This is a genomic window from Mycobacterium sp. Root135 (genome assembly GCF_001426545.1).
Lineage (GTDB): Bacteria > Actinomycetota > Actinomycetes > Mycobacteriales > Mycobacteriaceae > Mycobacterium.
This window is the reverse complement of sequence record NZ_LMEZ01000005.1, coordinates 460,868-475,965: the sequence shown is the minus strand read 5'-3', so window position 1 is coordinate 475,965 and position 15,098 is coordinate 460,868. Positions and strand designations below refer to the sequence as shown.

The following is a 15,098-nucleotide window of genomic DNA, read 5'->3' as shown; positions in this document are numbered from 1 at the left end:
GTACTAAGGAGCTTCAGGCTCCGACGGCCGCCAACCATTCGCCGTAGAAGAGCGCCACTCCGAGGCCGCAGGCGATGGCGGCGATCAACCAGAAGCGAATGGTCAATGCGGTTTCCGGCCACCCGATCAGCTCGAAGTGGTGATGGAGCGGAGAATTACGAAAGACCCGTCGACCGATGGTGCGAAACGAAATGACCTGAATGACAACCGAAGTCACCTCCGCGACGAACAGGGCGCCCAGGATGACGGCCAAGATCTCGGTGCGACTGGTCACCGACAACCCGGCGATGATGCCGCCCAGTGCAAGCGAACCCGTGTCCCCCATGATGATTTTGGCAGGGGCGGCGTTCCACCACAGGAATCCGATGCAAGCACCGGCTGTCGCCGCGGCGACCAACGCCAGATCGAGAGGGTCCCGGACGTGATAACAACCAGCTCCCGGGGTGTCGGCACACGCGTTTCGGAACTGCCAGAACGTGATGATCACGTAGACGGCGCTCACCATCGCCATGGCACCTGCGGCCAGCCCATCGAGTCCGTCGGTGAGGTTGACGGCATTCGACCAGGCCGACACGACGACGATGCAGAACAGCACGAACACCACCGGCGGCATTGCGAACGTGGCGATGTCGCGGACGTAAGAGAGTCCGGCGCTGCCGGGAGTGAGACCGTCGGCGTTGCGGAACTGCAGCGCGAGCACGCCGAAGAGAATCGCCGCGACGAGTTGGCCTGCACTCTTGGCGCGCTTGTTCAGACCTAGGTTGCGTGCGCGCCGCACTTTTAGGTAGTCGTCGGTGAACCCCACCGCGCCCAGAGCAGTGGCCAGGCCGAGGACGAGCAGCCCCGACGCCGACGGGCCCTCACCGCCGAGCGCTAGCGACACGAGGTGCGTACCTAGGTAACTTGCCCAGATCGCGGTGACGATCGCGAGGCCGCCCATCGTCGGCGTGCCACTCTTGCTTTGGTGGCTCTCGGGGGCCTCGTCACGGATCGGCTGGCCCAACCCCAGCCGGGTGAACACGCGGATCAACACCGGGGTCAGCAGAAGTGCGACCACCAGAGCCAAGCCCGCGGCGATGAGTATGTGTTTCATAGATCGATGCCGCCCCCTGGTGCGGAAGTCAATCGACAGCAGTTGCACTGCACCGCATCCGAAGCCCCCACGGGGCCAGTATGGCGGACCCCCATGCGGCGCCACCGCGGCGATATCAGTCGGGTCTCAGTGCTAGAAAATCGAGACCGCCCACATTCGTCTCAGTTTTTGGGCGCAACCTGTCGCCATTGGTCAGGTAAGGCCGAGGCCGCCATCGAGGGTCAGGATCTCGCCGGTCATGTAGTCGGACTCGATGAGTGCTAGGGCGGTGTCTGCCACATCCTCTGGGGTTGCGGGACGCCCCATCGGGGCCAGTTCGCGCCACAACGCTTGCGCTTCGGCCCATTCCGCGGTCATCGGAGTGTCCACGAGGCCGGGTGCGATCGCGTTGACCCGGATGTCGGGGGCGAGGGTGAGTGCGAGGAGCTTGGTGGTGTGGATGAGGGCGGCTTTGCTCGCCGAGTACGGGATCGAGGCTCCTTTGGGGCGCATCCCGGCGTGCGAGCTGATGTTGACGACCGTCGAGGACCGGCCACTTCTTGCTGAGGCGCGCAAGTGAGGTTCGGCTTCGGCGACGAGGCGAAATGGTGCGATCGTGTTGACCTCCAATAGTTTCCGCCACATCGACGTTGAGGCGCTCTGAAGATCGGCGTGCGGGATCACTGCGCTGATCCCAGCGTTGTTGACCAGTACGTCAAGACGCCCGGCGAGGCGAACGGAATCGGCGACAAGCCGCTGTCTGTCCGCATCGTCTGCGAGGTCCGCTTGGATGTAGTGGGCGTCGCCGAGTTCGGCAGCCAATGCGTTTCCAGCCTCGGTCGACGATCGTGAATGCACGACCACGCGATACTCCCGCCCCGCGAGGCGGCGAGCAATGGCCAGCCCTATTCCCGAGGTGGCTCCGGTCACCAACGCGACGCGCCTGGTTTCACCCATGCTCATACGCTAGCTCTGGCGACAAACGAGCTCGGACCACGCTGAAGGTGGGATCTCGTCTCGTTTCTAGAGATTTGAGAGTGATCATTTCTTGCCGCACAACCGCTTCGATTGACGCGGCCGGTGCGGCAGTAGAAGCGGTGCCGGGCCGCCGGATCGGGGTCTGGCACCATCAACATGTGCCTGATGCCCCATTGCCAGAAACCGCCCTAACTTTTCTCCGTAAGCCCAATCCGGCCGTCATGGCTACGGTTACCAAGGATGGCCGCCCGGTGTCGGTGGCGACTTGGTATCTCATCGAGGATGACGGACTTCTGATGCTGTGCATGAACGCTGACCGCGCCCGTCTGAAACATCTACAAAACAACGGCCACGTATCGCTGACCGTGCTTGCGGCGGACGATTTCGGCACCCATATATCGGTTCAGGGACACGTCGTGTCGATCAAGCCTGATGAGGGACTCGCCGACATTGATCGGCTTTCAAGGCACTTCCTTGGTAAGGACTACCCCGCTAGAGAGAGTCCGCTTGTGACAGTCCACGTAGAGATCGATCGATGGTTCGGTTGGTCAGGCGGTCGTCCACTGCAGGACTAGTGGTCGCCAGCACTTCTGCAGCGGTCGATCGTGGTACAAAGACCCAGATGGGAGCTGCCGCGGTCGTCTACGTCGGTGATCTCGTCCGAATGCGGACATTCTACGAACGCTGTTTCGGGCTGTTACCTGGCATCGATGCCGACCGCGGGTACTGCGTTCTGCAGTCCACTGCTTGGCTGCTCACCTTGGTCCAGTCGGACGAGGCATTGCCCGTGACGAGCCCTCCAGCGCGGCGCAGTCAGACGCCGATCAAGCTCGCCATGGAAGTTGCGAGCATCTCGGCCACCCGCGCTCTCGCGGTCGATCTGGGCGGCAGAGTCGACCCGGTCGTCGGCGAGTGGCGCTTTGGAGACGAAACCCGGTGCGACGCTGTCGACCCAGAGGGCAACGTCGTCCAGTTGATCGAACGCGGCACCTTCGGATCTGGCGAGTCCGGTTTCTAAGTCGGGTTCGTGCTTCCGCCAATCCCGGCTAGACACGATCAAGTCTCGAATCTAGAGAAACGAGACGCCGCAATGCGGATTGCGCTCGTGCTTGGCGGTGCCGACCGGATCAGACCAGGAAATCGCGCCGCATCCAAGGCCCCGGCGCCAGCCATTGACGGCGGAGCGGGACGTAGCGCGAGAAGTCCCGTCAACTAAACCGGCGGTCACCGACACCCGCCAAACACAAAGGCCACGAACCATTTCTGGTTCGTGGCCTTTGGCGTCGCGGTTTAGAACCGCTCATTGTGGGCGAAGGGGGACTTGAACCCCCACGTCCCGAAGGACACTGGCACCTGAAGCCAGCGCGTCTGCCATTCCGCCACTCGCCCCAACAACCGGGAGAGACTATCACGCACTCGGGCCCGCCTCCCAACCGCGCAGCTAGGCCCATGCGCGTCGCCGGCCGAAGCCCTGACCAGCCTCGATCCGATCGACCCCATTGCTTGGTCACGTTCTGACGCCCGTGGCCGATACCATGCCAAGAAGAATCGACACCCGCGACACGCAGGTTCGTCCACTGCGTCGAGCGCGACCACCACGACGAACAGCGAGGCAGGCGGTGACATGGGACTCGTCGACCGCTTCGAGCGCAAACTCGAGGCAACCGTCGGTGACACCTTTGCGCGTGTCTTCGGCGGCAGCATCGTTCCGCAGGAGGTCGAAGCGATCCTGCAGCGCGAAGCCGACGCCGGCGCACGCGAAGTCGGAGGCGGCAGAATTTTGGCCCCAAACGACTACGTCATTACCCTCAGTGCATCCGACTTTCACAAGGTCCGCGCTGACCCCGACCTCACACCGACGACATTCGCCCGATACCTGGAGGGATACATCCGTGATCAAGGGTGGCAAACGTATGGTGATGTGGTCGTTGGATTCGAAGCGTCACCGCAGTTGCACACCGGCCAGTTTCGCACTCGTGGAACGGTCAACCCAGACTCGACCAGCGGCGCAAGCGCCTCTGCCCCCCCAGACCGTGCTCACACCGAACCAGGAGTTCCACCGATGACCGACAACCCGAGCTACCGCGGCGGCGGCCAGGGACCAGCGCAGCCTGGCGACGACTACTACGAGTACGGCCGTCAGGGCGACGAGCCCCGCGCCCCGTATCCGCCAGCGCCCGAAGGCGGATATCCGCCTGCGTCCGCCGCGGGCCAGCCCCCGCAGCCGGCCGGTGGTTACCCGGAGCAGGGTGGCTACGACCGTGGCGGCTACCCGGAGCAGGGCTACCCGCCGCCGTCCTACGACCAGCGCTCCCCCTCGGGCTACGGCCCGCCGGCGAGCCCGCCTGCCGGTTACCCGGACCAGGGTTACCGTCAGCCGCCTCCCGGATACGGCCCCCCGGCAGGCGCACCCGGTGGTTACGGCGAATCCGGCGGCTACGACTACGGTCGTCCGCCCGCGCCTCCCCGCGGTGAGGAGTACGGCCGTCCGGCCGAGCCTCAGCGTCCGGCGTACCCCGAGCAGGGCGGCTACCCGGACCAGGGCGGCTACTCCGAGCAAGGGGGCTACCCGGAGCAGGGCGGTTACGCAGACCAGGGCTACGGCGCCCAGGCCTACGGGCGTCCCGAGCAGGGCGGCTACGGCGCTCCTCAGGCCGACTACGGCCGCTACGGCGACCAGGGCTCACCTCAGGGTTACGCCGATCCCGGTTACGGCCAGCCTGCCGACGGCGGATACGGCCAGCCCGGGTACGACTACGGTCAGCCACCTGCCGCCGCTCCGGTGGCCGGCTACGGCGCTGCCGGCGGCTACGGCTCCGCTGGTGCGAACGTGACGCTGCAGCTGGACGACGGCAGTGGCCGCACGTACCAGCTTCGTGAGGGCGCCAACGTCATCGGACGCGGCCAGGACGCGCAGTTCCGCCTGCCGGACACCGGCGTCTCGCGTCGTCACCTGGAGATTCGTTGGGACGGGCAGGTCGCGCTCCTGTCGGATCTGAACTCCACCAACGGCACGACGGTCAACAACGCTCCCGTTCAGGAGTGGCAGCTGGCCGACGGCGACACCATCCGCCTGGGTCACTCCGAGATCATCGTCCGCGTTCACTGAGCGCTCAGGCCGGTGACGGCTGGAGGCCAAGCCAGTACTCGTGCCTTGCACCCGTCGCCGGCCCAAGTATCGTGACGTTGCCGACGACGGCTGAGTCAGCCGCAGGTCGGTCGCGACGCGGCCCGGGAAACGGTGCGGTGACGCCGACACGGCGACATCGGGACGGTGACGGAGAGGACGTCAGATGCAGGGGATAGTGCTGCAGCTGACGCGCGTCGGTTTCCTGTTGCTGCTGTGGCTGTTCATCTGGTCCGTGCTGCGGATTCTGCGTACCGACATCTACGCCCCAACGGGTGCGGTGATGGTCAAGCGTGGGCTCGCGTTGCGGGGCACTCTGCTGCCCAGCCGCGGCCAGCGCCGCAACACCCCGCGCCAGCTGGTGGTCACCGAAGGAGCGTTGGCGGGTACGCGCATTCAGTTGGGCGCCCAGCCCGTGCTGATCGGCCGCGCCGACGACTCGACGCTGGTGCTCACCGACGACTATTCGTCGACACGGCACGCGCGGCTGTCCCCACGAGGGTCGGAATGGTACGTCGAGGACCTAGGATCGACCAACGGTACATACCTTGACAGGGCGAAGGTGACGACGGCGGTAAGGGTTCCGATGGGCACGCCGGTGCGGATCGGCAAGACCGTGATCGAGTTGCGCCCATGAGTCTCGTCCTCCGATACGCGGCCCGCAGCGACCGCGGCCTGGTCCGCGCCAACAACGAAGACTCGGTGTACGCCGGGGCGCGCCTGCTGGCGTTGGCCGACGGCATGGGCGGCCACGCCGCCGGTGAAGTGGCCTCCCAGTTGGTGATCGCCGCACTCGCCCACCTCGACGACGACGAGCCGGGCGGGGACCTGCTCAGTCAGCTCAACGCCGCGGTCCATGAGGGAAACTCGGCGATCGCCGGACACGTCGAGGCCGATCCCGACCTCGAGGGCATGGGTACCACCCTGACCGCAATCTTGTTCGCGGGAAACAGACTTGGCCTGGTCCACGTCGGCGACTCCCGCGGTTACCTGCTGCGCGACGGCGAGCTCACCCAGATCACCAAGGACGACACCTTCGTCCAGACCCTGGTCGACGAGGGCCGCATCACCGCCGACGAGGCCCACAGCCATCCGCAGCGGTCGCTGATCATGCGCGCGCTGACCGGCCACGAGGTCGAGCCCACCTTGACGGTGCGCGAAGCCCACGCCGGTGACCGCTACCTGTTGTGCTCCGACGGCTTGTCCGACCCGGTCAGCTTCGACACCATCCTGGAAGCACTGCAGATCCCCGACGTCACCGAGAGTGCCGACCGGCTCATCGAGATGGCCCTGCGCGGCGGCGGTCCCGACAACGTGACCGTCGTGGTGGCCGACGTCGTCGACTACGAATACGGCCAGACCCAGCCGATTCTGGCGGGCGCGGTGTCCGGACAGGACGACCAGAGCGCCCCTCCCAACACCGCGGCCGGCCGGGCGTCGGCCTTCAACCCCAAGCGCGTCGCGGCAGCAGCCAACCGCCCCGCCGTCGCACCCGCCGCACCCGTCAAGAAGCCGCGTTCGCGGCGCACGATGATCTTCGTCGCCCTGCTTCTGCTGGTGTTGGTCCTCGCGGGACTTGCGGTGGGCCGCACGGTGATTCAGAACAACTACTACGTCGCCGAGAGCGACGGCTCCGTGTACATCATGCGCGGGGTGCAGGGCAGCGTCGCGGGAATGTCGCTGCAGGAGACGTTCCAGATCGCGTGCCTGGATTCTCGCAACTCGATCACCAACATCGGGGTCGACGACGCGCGCGGCGGTTGCAAGCCCCTGCAGGTCGCCGACCTCCGCGAATCCGAACGCGCCCAGGTGACCGCCGGGCTGCCCGGCGGCACGCTCGACGAGGCGATCCGCCAGCTCAGGGAGCTGGCCCAGTCCTCGGTCCTGCCGATCTGCGTGCCGGCCTCGGCGCGGACCACGACGTCCACCCCGCTGCCTGCGCCGAGCCCGACCCCGTCCAGCGCGTCTGGGGCACCGTCGACGACGTCGGCGGCCCCGACCACCACCGCGGGAAGTCCTGCGCCCGAGGCCCCGACCACGGTGACCGCGCCGCCACCGCCGCCGACGCCCACCGGCACGGCCCTCCCGCCGCCGCCACAGAAGCCGGGCACCGACTGCCGGACGGCGTCATGAGCACGCAGCCTCAGGCGCCCGTGACCGTTGTTCCGCCATTGCCCAACCGGCGCAATTCCGAACTGATGCTGCTCGGGTTCGCCGCACTGATCACCACCGTCGCGCTGCTCATCGTCGAGGCCAACCAGGAACAGGGCCTCAGCTGGGACCTGGCGCAGTACACGCTTGGATTCCTCGCCCTCTTCGGCGCCGCCCACGTGGCCGTCCGCCGCTTCGCGCCCTACGCCGATCCGCTGCTGCTTCCCGTGGTGGCACTGCTGAATGGCTTGGGGCTGGTGATGATTCACCGTCTCGACCTCGCCGAGGGTGCGCCCGGCGGAGACCGCGGCCCGAGCGCCAACCAGCAGATGCTGTGGACGCTGGTCGGCGTGGTGGCGTTCTGCCTCGTCGTCGCGTTCCTCACCGACCACCGCATGCTGGCCAGGTACGGCTACGTGTGCGGACTGGTCGGCCTGGTGTTCCTGCTGATTCCGGCCATCCTGCCCAGCTCGATGTCCGAGGAGAACGGCGCGAAGATCTGGATTCGCTTCCACGGCTTCTCCATTCAGCCGGCCGAGATCTCCAAGATCCTGCTGCTGATCTTCTTCGCCTCGGTTCTGGTGGCCAAGCGCAGCCTGTTCACCAGCGCGGGCAAGCACATCCTCGGGATGAACCTGCCCCGGCCCCGCGACCTGGCGCCCCTGTTGGCGGCCTGGATCGCCTCGGTCGGCGTCATGGTCTTCGAGAAGGACCTCGGCACGTCACTGCTGCTGTACGCCTCGTTCCTGGTGCTCGTCTACATCGCGACCGACCGGATTAGCTGGGTTCTGTTGGGGCTCAGCCTCTTTGCGATCGGCAGCGTCGTCGCGTACCACGCCTTCGGGCACGTCCGGGTCCGTGTGGAGACCTGGCTCGACCCGTTCGCCGACCCCGACGGCGCCGGCTACCAGATGGTCCAGTCGCTGTTCAGCTTCGCCACCGGCGGGATCTTCGGCACCGGCCTCGGCAACGGCCAGCCCGGCACCGTCCCCGCCGCGTCGACGGACTTCATCATCGCCGCCATCGGCGAAGAGCTCGGCCTCGTCGGATTCGCCGGCGTGCTGATGCTCTACACGATCCTGGTCATCCGCGGCCTACGCACCGCGGTCGCCGTGCGCGACAGCTTCGGCAAGCTGCTCGCCGCCGGCCTGGCGTCCACGCTGGCGATCCAGCTGTTCATCGTCGTCGGCGGCGTCACCAAGCTGATCCCCCTGACCGGCCTCACCACGCCGTGGCTGTCGTACGGCGGATCCTCGCTCATCGCCAACTACGTGCTGTTGGCGATCCTGATCTGCATCTCCCACTCGGCCCGCCGTCCACTGGACGCGAAGGCCCCCAACGCCACCCCGATCGCCTCGGCACACACGGAGGTGATCGGCCGCGTATGAACACCTCACTACGACGTATTTCGATCGCCATCATGGGCCTGATCGTGCTGCTGCTGGCCAATGCCACGCTGACACAGGTGTTTCGAGCCGACGGGCTGCGGTCGGACCCCCGCAACCAGCGGGTGCTGCTCGACGAGTACTCCCGTCAGCGCGGCCAAATCTCGGCAGGCGGGCAGTTGCTCGCCTACTCCACCTCGACCGACGGGCACTTCCGCTTCCTGCGGGTGTACCCGAACCCGCAGGCGTACGCCCCGGTGACCGGCTTCTACTCGCTGCTGTACTCCAGCACCGGGCTGGAGCGCGCCGAGGACACCGTCCTCAACGGCTCAGACGAACGCCTCTTCGGCCGCCGTCTCGCCGACTTCTTCACCGGCCGCGATCCTCGCGGCGGGAACGTCGCCACCACCATCAATCCGCAGGTGCAGCAAGCCGCCTGGGATGCCATGCAGAAGGGGTGCAACGGCGGCCCATGCAAGGGCTCGGTAGTGGCATTGGAGCCGTCCACCGGAAAGATTCTCGGGATGGTCTCGTCACCGTCATATGACCCAAACCTGTTGGCCTCACACGACGGCAACGTGCAATCCGACACCTGGCAGCAGCTGCGGGACGACCCCGACTCGCCGCTGGTCAACCGCGCCATCTCCGAGACCTACCCCCCGGGGTCGACGTTCAAGGTGATCACCACCGCGGCGGCACTCGCCAACGGCGCCACCCCAGACACCCAACTCACCGCGGCGGCCCGAATCCCGTTGCCAGACAGCACCGCAACGCTGGAGAACTACGGCGGCGCGACGTGCGGCAACGACCCGACCGCCAGCTTGCGCACCGCGTTCGCGAAGTCGTGCAACACCGCCTTCGTCGACCTCGGCGTCCGCACCGGCGCCGACAAGCTGCGCAGTACCGCCCAGGCCTTCGGGCTGGACACCGCTCCCCCACCCATCCCGCTGCAAGTGGCCGGGTCCACCGTCGGCCCCATCGGTGACGACGCGGCCCTGGGAATGTCGAGCATCGGCCAGAAGGACGTCGCCGTCACCCCGCTGCAGAACGCAATGGTCGCCGCGACCGTCGCCAACGGCGGTGTGACGATGCAGCCGTACCTGGTGGAAGACCTCAAGGGACCCGACCTCGCCAACATCAGCTCGACCAGCCCCCAGGAGCTTCGTCGTGCGGTGTCTCCCCAGGTCGCCACTACACTTACGGACCTGATGATCGACGCTGAGCAGGCGACCCAGCAGACGGGTTCCATCGCGGGCGTACAGATCGCCTCCAAGACCGGAACGGCCGAACACGGCTCCGACCCGCGGAACACCCCGCCCCACGCCTGGTACATCGCCTTCGCCCCGGCCAAGGCACCGAAGGTGGCGGTTGCGGTGTTGGTGGAGAATGGCGGGGACCGATTGTCCGCGACCGGTGGTGCACTCGCTGCGCCGATCGGCCGGGCAACCATTGCCGCGGCCCTGCGGGAGGGATCATGACCGCGCGCGTCGGAGTGACGCTGTCCGACCGCTACCGTCTTCAGCGACTCATCGCGACGGGCGGTATGGGACAGGTCTGGGAAGCCCTCGACGCCCGCCTGGGACGCCAGGTGGCCATCAAGGTGCTCAAGGCCGAGTTCTCGTCGGACCCCGAGTTCGTGGAGCGGTTCCGCGCCGAGGCCCGAATCGTCGCCATGCTGAACCACCCCGGCATCGCCAGCGTCTACGACTACGGCGAGACCGAGCTCGAGGACGCCCGCACCGCCTACCTGGTGATGGAGATGGTCACCGGCGAGCCGCTCAACTCGGTGCTCAAACGCACTGGGCGACTGTCGCTTCGGCACTCCCTGGACATGTTGGAGCAGACCGGGCGGGCGCTGCAGGTCGCGCACACCGCCGGGTTGGTGCACCGTGACGTCAAGCCGGGCAACATCCTGATCACCCCGACCGGCCAGGTGAAGCTCACCGACTTCGGCATCGCCAAGGCCGTCGACGCCGCGCCCGTCACGCAGACCGGCATGGTGATGGGCACCGCTCAGTACATCGCTCCCGAGCAGGCGCTGGGCCGCGACGCCACCCCCGCCAGCGACGTTTACTCGTTGGGCGTCGTCGGCTACGAATCCGTGGCCGGCCGCCGACCGTTCATCGGCGAGGGCGCGCTCACCGTCGCGATGAAGCACATCAAGGAACAGCCGGCGCCGCTGCCGGCCGACATCCCGCCCAACGTCCGCGAGCTGATCGAGATCAGCTTGCTCAAGGAACCCGGGCAGCGCTACCGCACCGGCGGCACCTTCGCCGACGCCGTCGCCGCCGTCCGGGCCGGTCGCAGGCCACCGCGTCCCAATCACGCGCCCACGATCGGCCGGGCCACCCCGGCCGCCATTCCGTCGACCGCACAGACCCGCGCGGTTCCCGACTACGGCCGGCCGCCGACGGCCAGCGTCCGCACCACCCGGCCACCAACCGGCAGCCACCGCACCCCACCGCCGAAGCGCACGTTCTCCCCCGGCCAGCGTGCGTTGCTGTGGGCTGCCGGCGTGCTTGGCGCCCTCGCCATCATCATCGCGATCCTCATGGTCCTCAACGTCCAGGATCGCAACGACAAGAAGACGGCGCCGTCCACCGAAACCAGCACCACGGTGGTGTCGGTGCCGCCGCCAACGCCGGGCGCCATGCCCAGCCTCAGCGGGCCTTCACTCGCAGAACAGATGTATCGATGACCACCCCTCAGCACCTGTCCGACCGCTACGAACTGGGAGAAATCCTCGGCTTTGGTGGCATGTCGGAAGTTCACCTCGCCCGCGACGTGCGGCTGCACCGTGACGTCGCGGTCAAGGTGCTGCGCGCGGACCTGGCCAGGGATCCGAGCTTCTACCTTCGCTTCCGCCGCGAGGCGCAGAACGCCGCCGCGCTGAACCACCCCGCCATCGTGGCGGTGTACGACACAGGTGAGGCCGAGACCGCGACCGGGCCGCTGCCCTACATCGTGATGGAGTACGTCGAAGGCGTCACGCTGCGCGACATTGTGCACAACGACGGCCCGATCGAACCCCGCCGGGCCATCGAGATCATCGCCGACGCCTGCCAGGCACTGAACTTCAGCCACCAGCACGGCATCATCCACCGAGACGTCAAGCCCGCCAACATCATGATGAGCAAGTCCGGCGCCGTGAAGGTGATGGACTTCGGCATCGCCCGCGCGCTGCACGACGGCGGCGTCAGCGTCACCCAGACCGCCGCGGTCATCGGCACCGCGCAGTACCTGTCCCCCGAGCAGGCGCGCGGCGAGACGGTCGACGCCCGCTCCGACGTGTACTCGCTGGGCTGCGTCTTGTACGAATTGCTCACCGGCGAGCCACCTTTCGTCGGTGACTCCCCCGTCGCCGTGGCCTACCAGCACGTCCGCGAAGACCCGGTTCCGCCGTCGGAGCGCAACCCGGTGTTGACCCCCGACCTGGACGCCGTGGTGCTCAAGGCGCTGGCCAAGAACCCCGACAACCGCTACCAGACCGCCGCCGAGATGCGCACCGACCTGATCCGCGTGCACAGCGGCGAGGCGCCCGAGGCGCCCAAGGTGTTCACCGACGCCGAGCGGACGTCGCTGTTGGCTGCCGGCCCCCTGATCGGGCGCCACCAGCAGCCGACCGAGAACATCCCGACGCATCAGCGCACCCACGTCGCCAAGGAACGCAACCCCGCCATCGGCCGGTGGTTCGCCATCGTCGCGGTGCTCGCGGTGCTCACCGTCGTCGTGACGGTGCTGCTGAACTTCGTCGGGGGCAACCCGCGCGACGTCCAGATCCCCGACCTGCGCGGCCAGAAGTACGACGAGGCCGTCGTCTCCCTGCAGAACCTCGGCTTCAAGACCGTCCGCAGCCAGCAGCCGGATTCCGAGGTACCCGTCGGCGACGTCATCAGCACCGACCCCGCGGCCAACACCGCCGCCGCCCGCGACGACCAGATCACCATCAACGTGTCAACCGGCCCGCAGCAGGCCGAGGTGCCGGACTGCGCCGGCGTCACCTTCTCCGAGTGCTCGACCAAGCTACGGGCCGCCGGCTTCGAGAAGATCCAGCAGCAGTTGTCTTCGTCGCCGGCGGAGCAGAAGGACCGGGTGTTGGTGACCAACCCCATGGCCAATTCGTCGTCGGCCATCACCAACGTCATCACCATCGTCATCGGCAGCGGGCCGAGCAAGAAGACGGTCCCGTCGGTCGCCGGGCAGACAGTCGAAGTGGCCACGCAGATCCTCGTCGCCAACGAATTCACCGCACCGCCCATCCCGGTCGAGGTCGACGGGCTCGCCAACACCAAGGGTCAGGTGATGGGGACCCTTCCGCCGGCCAACACCCCCGACGTGCCCGTGGACACCCCGATCCAGCTGCAGGTGTCGCGTGGCAACCAGTTCACGATGCCGTCGCTGCTCGGGCAGTTCTGGGTCGACGCCGAACCGCTACTGCGGTCGATGGGGTGGACCGGCGAATTGAACAAGCTCCCCAATGCGCAGAACAGCGGCTATCCCACCAACTCGGTGGCCACGATGAGTCCGTCGGCGGGTACCCCGTTGAAGTTCGGCGACCCGGTCACGATCAGCTTCGCGCAGTAGCCGTCCGGACCGTGTCGGCCACCTCACGCTCGAGCGTGCCGACCAGACCCTCGTCGAGCGGCTGACCGCACGCAGCCAACCAGTTGGCGAGCATCCGGTGACCGCCCTCGGTGAGGATCGACTCGGGATGGAACTGCACGCCGTGAATCGGCAGCTCGACGTGCTGCACGCCCATCACCACGCCACCCGACGTCCGCGCCGTCACCTCGAGAGCGGCGGGCATGGTCTCGGGCAGGATCGTCAGCGAGTGGTACCTCGTCGCCGTGAACGGATCCGGAAGTCCTTTCAGCACACCAACATTCGCGTGATTCACGCTGCTGGTCTTGCCGTGCAGGAGCTCGGGTGCGCGGTCCACCGTGCCCCCGAAGGCGACCCCGATGGCCTGGTGCCCGAGGCACACACCGAGCAGGGGAGTCGACGCGGCCGCGGAGGCGTGGACCAGGGGGATCGACGCGCCGGCCCGCTCCGGGGTACCCGGTCCGGGGCTCAGCAGAATGCCGTCGAAGTCCTCGGCAGCCTTGGCGACGTCGGCGTCGGACGCCAGGCGCGGGTCGTCGTTGCGCCACACGTCGGCGTGCACGCCCAACTGTCCGAGGTACTGGACCAGGTTGAACACGAAGCTGTCGTAGTTGTCGACGACGAGAACACGCATCTGCCCAGGTTACTGGGCTCAGTATCCGAGCGGGCCCGCCGGCTTCGCGTAGCGCATGCGCACCGCCGGGGGATGGGCCACGACGTTCGCGTCGGTCTGACGTTCCTCGGTATAGCCGAGCCCGAACCGAAGCACGTACCTCTTGTAGAGCTCGACCATCGGCGACGCGGCGAGGGACGCCTCCATCGCGGAGGCGTCGCCGATCGCGGTGACCACGTACGGCGGGCTGTACGTGCGGCCGTTCAGCAGAAGGGTGTTGCCGACGCACAGGGGAGCGGAGGTGGCGATGATGCGCTGATCCTGCATTTGGATGGCTTCCGCGCCCGCGCTCCACATCGCGTTCAGGACCGCCTCGATGTCCTGTTGGTGGACGACGAGGTCGTCGGCCGACGCGTCACCGGGGAACCGGCCTTCGGCGTCGCGCTGGGCGTCGTTGAGCGTGACCACCAGTCCGGGCCCGTGCATAGCCTCCAGACCGGCGTCGGCGGTCAGCGCGTCGGCCCGCTGGGTCAGCGCGGTGAGCGCAGCCGACGCGTTGCCGCCGTGGTGGTTGTCGACCTCGTCGACCAGCCGTTCACGCTGCGCGGACAGTCCGTCGACCGACGCCTGGGCATCCCGGACGAGGTCGACGAGTCGGGGGGCGTCGCTGCGCCGGATCTCGCTGCCGCCGGACACGGTGTGGGTGGTCGCCAACAACAACCCGGCACAAAGGCAGACGACGGGCACGCCGAAACGCCACGGGGACCGGCCCGCACGAGCCATGGTTTCTCCTCCCCGCAAGGTGCTGCGTTAGGCTCTGGGTTGCATCCGCTCCATCGTCGCACCGCATAGCTCGCGTGGCGCCAACTGCCCGAAGGTAACCATGCCCAAGTCCAAGGTTCGCAAGAAGAACGACTTCACGATCAGCCCCGTCAGTCGGACGCCGGTCAAGGTCAAGGTTGGCCCGTCGAGCATCTGGTTCGTGGTGTTGTTCGTCGGCCTGATGCTGCTCGGCCTGGTGTGGTTGTTGGTGTTCCAGCTCGCCGCGACCAACCCCGTCGACGCTCCCAGCTTCCTCGCCTGGATGGCCAATCTGGCGCAGTGGAACTACGCGATCGCGTTTGCCTTCATGATTACCGGGCTGTTGCTCACGATGCGTTGGCGATGACC

At 67.2% G+C, this 15,098-nt stretch carries 14 protein-coding genes and 1 tRNA gene; 10 read left to right on the top strand and 5 right to left on the bottom strand.

The annotated features are described in order from the left end of the window. Window positions 1-13: 13 nt before the first annotated feature. Complete coding sequence (gene mraY / locus ASD37_RS13405) at window positions 14-1,093, bottom strand: phospho-N-acetylmuramoyl-pentapeptide-transferase (RefSeq protein WP_056551515.1); 1,080 nt, start codon at window positions 1,091-1,093, stop codon at window positions 14-16. A gap of 192 nt (window positions 1,094-1,285) precedes the next feature. After that, the gene (locus tag ASD37_RS13400) at window positions 1,286-2,002 is read right to left on the bottom strand and encodes an SDR family NAD(P)-dependent oxidoreductase (protein ID WP_235568237.1); all 717 of its coding nucleotides are present in this window, start codon (window positions 2,000-2,002) and stop codon (window positions 1,286-1,288) included. A 107-nt stretch (window positions 2,003-2,109) separates the two neighbouring features. Here ASD37_RS13400 and ASD37_RS13395 point away from each other — a divergent pair, with 107 nt between their 5' ends. Then, the gene (locus ASD37_RS13395) at window positions 2,110-2,625 is read left to right on the top strand and encodes a pyridoxamine 5'-phosphate oxidase family protein (protein ID WP_235568234.1); all 516 of its coding nucleotides are present in this window, start codon (window positions 2,110-2,112) and stop codon (window positions 2,623-2,625) included. Between the two features lie 47 nt (window positions 2,626-2,672). After that, window positions 2,673-3,068 carry a VOC family protein gene (locus tag ASD37_RS13390; RefSeq protein WP_056551513.1) on the top strand — a complete coding sequence of 132 codons (396 nt, stop codon included), beginning with the start codon at window positions 2,673-2,675 and terminating at the stop codon, window positions 3,066-3,068. Window positions 3,069-3,356: 288 nt separating this feature from the next. On the opposite strand, the gene ASD37_RS13385 is transcribed toward ASD37_RS13390, so the two are convergent. Beyond that, a tRNA-Leu gene (locus ASD37_RS13385) sits at window positions 3,357-3,439 on the bottom strand. 235 nt (window positions 3,440-3,674) lie between these two features. On the opposite strand from ASD37_RS13385, the gene ASD37_RS13380 reads away from it, so the two are divergent. The 7 genes from ASD37_RS13380 (at window position 3,675) to pknB (ending at window position 13,297) form a co-directional block, all read left to right on the top strand. Then, complete coding sequence (locus tag ASD37_RS13380) at window positions 3,675-5,159, top strand: FhaA domain-containing protein (RefSeq protein WP_056551511.1); 1,485 nt, start codon at window positions 3,675-3,677, stop codon at window positions 5,157-5,159. 184 nt (window positions 5,160-5,343) lie between these two features. After that, the gene (locus ASD37_RS13375; protein ID WP_056551509.1) at window positions 5,344-5,814 is read left to right on the top strand and encodes an FHA domain-containing protein; all 471 of its coding nucleotides are present in this window, start codon (window positions 5,344-5,346) and stop codon (window positions 5,812-5,814) included. Next, window positions 5,811-7,310 (top strand): PP2C family serine/threonine-protein phosphatase, encoded by a 1,500-nt coding sequence (locus ASD37_RS13370; RefSeq protein ID WP_056551507.1) that lies wholly within the window; start codon window positions 5,811-5,813, stop codon window positions 7,308-7,310. Before ASD37_RS13375 ends, ASD37_RS13370 begins: the two co-directional genes overlap by 4 nt. Continuing rightward, window positions 7,307-8,716 carry an FtsW/RodA/SpoVE family cell cycle protein gene (locus tag ASD37_RS13365; protein WP_056551505.1) on the top strand — a complete coding sequence of 470 codons (1,410 nt, stop codon included), beginning with the start codon at window positions 7,307-7,309 and terminating at the stop codon, window positions 8,714-8,716. The genes ASD37_RS13370 and ASD37_RS13365 overlap by 4 nt, the downstream gene beginning before the upstream one ends. Then, window positions 8,713-10,191: a D,D-transpeptidase PbpA gene (gene pbpA / locus ASD37_RS13360; protein WP_056551504.1), complete on the top strand. Its 1,479-nt coding sequence runs from the start codon at window positions 8,713-8,715 to the stop codon at window positions 10,189-10,191. Before ASD37_RS13365 ends, pbpA begins: the two co-directional genes overlap by 4 nt. Next, the gene (locus tag ASD37_RS13355; protein ID WP_056551502.1) at window positions 10,188-11,411 is read left to right on the top strand and encodes a serine/threonine-protein kinase; all 1,224 of its coding nucleotides are present in this window, start codon (window positions 10,188-10,190) and stop codon (window positions 11,409-11,411) included. Before pbpA ends, ASD37_RS13355 begins: the two co-directional genes overlap by 4 nt. After that, on the top strand, window positions 11,408-13,297 hold the full coding sequence (gene pknB, locus ASD37_RS13350; protein ID WP_056551500.1) for a Stk1 family PASTA domain-containing Ser/Thr kinase: 1,890 nt from the start codon (window positions 11,408-11,410) through the stop codon (window positions 13,295-13,297). The genes ASD37_RS13355 and pknB overlap by 4 nt, the downstream gene beginning before the upstream one ends. On the opposite strand, the gene ASD37_RS13345 is transcribed toward pknB, so the two are convergent. Continuing rightward, window positions 13,281-13,949 (bottom strand): aminodeoxychorismate/anthranilate synthase component II, encoded by a 669-nt coding sequence (locus tag ASD37_RS13345; protein ID WP_056551498.1) that lies wholly within the window; start codon window positions 13,947-13,949, stop codon window positions 13,281-13,283. The genes pknB and ASD37_RS13345 overlap by 17 nt on opposite strands. Before the next feature lie 18 nt (window positions 13,950-13,967). Next, complete coding sequence (locus ASD37_RS13340) at window positions 13,968-14,711, bottom strand: DUF881 domain-containing protein (protein ID WP_056551497.1); 744 nt, start codon at window positions 14,709-14,711, stop codon at window positions 13,968-13,970. Window positions 14,712-14,811: 100 nt separating this feature from the next. Here ASD37_RS13340 and crgA point away from each other — a divergent pair, with 100 nt between their 5' ends. Next, complete coding sequence (crgA, locus tag ASD37_RS13335; RefSeq protein WP_056551494.1) at window positions 14,812-15,096, top strand: cell division protein CrgA; 285 nt, start codon at window positions 14,812-14,814, stop codon at window positions 15,094-15,096. Window positions 15,097-15,098: the final 2 nt, after the last annotated feature.

What these genes read in the sequence shown, in the direction of transcription:
- mraY (WP_056551515.1), bottom strand. Translation starts at nt 1,093, where the DNA reads ATGAAACACATACTCATCGCCGCGGGCTTGGCTCTGGTGGTCGCACTT.
- ASD37_RS13390 (WP_056551513.1), top strand. Translation starts at nt 2,673, where the DNA reads ATGGGAGCTGCCGCGGTCGTCTACGTCGGTGATCTCGTCCGAATGCGG.
- ASD37_RS13380 (WP_056551511.1), top strand. Translation starts at nt 3,675, where the DNA reads ATGGGACTCGTCGACCGCTTCGAGCGCAAACTCGAGGCAACCGTCGGT.
- ASD37_RS13375 (WP_056551509.1), top strand. Translation starts at nt 5,344, where the DNA reads ATGCAGGGGATAGTGCTGCAGCTGACGCGCGTCGGTTTCCTGTTGCTG.
- ASD37_RS13370 (WP_056551507.1), top strand. Translation starts at nt 5,811, where the DNA reads ATGAGTCTCGTCCTCCGATACGCGGCCCGCAGCGACCGCGGCCTGGTC.
- ASD37_RS13365 (WP_056551505.1), top strand. Translation starts at nt 7,307, where the DNA reads ATGAGCACGCAGCCTCAGGCGCCCGTGACCGTTGTTCCGCCATTGCCC.
- pbpA (WP_056551504.1), top strand. Translation starts at nt 8,713, where the DNA reads ATGAACACCTCACTACGACGTATTTCGATCGCCATCATGGGCCTGATC.
- ASD37_RS13355 (WP_056551502.1), top strand. Translation starts at nt 10,188, where the DNA reads ATGACCGCGCGCGTCGGAGTGACGCTGTCCGACCGCTACCGTCTTCAG.
- pknB (WP_056551500.1), top strand. Translation starts at nt 11,408, where the DNA reads ATGACCACCCCTCAGCACCTGTCCGACCGCTACGAACTGGGAGAAATC.
- ASD37_RS13345 (WP_056551498.1), bottom strand. Translation starts at nt 13,949, where the DNA reads ATGCGTGTTCTCGTCGTCGACAACTACGACAGCTTCGTGTTCAACCTG.
- ASD37_RS13340 (WP_056551497.1), bottom strand. Translation starts at nt 14,711, where the DNA reads ATGGCTCGTGCGGGCCGGTCCCCGTGGCGTTTCGGCGTGCCCGTCGTC.
- crgA (WP_056551494.1), top strand. Translation starts at nt 14,812, where the DNA reads ATGCCCAAGTCCAAGGTTCGCAAGAAGAACGACTTCACGATCAGCCCC.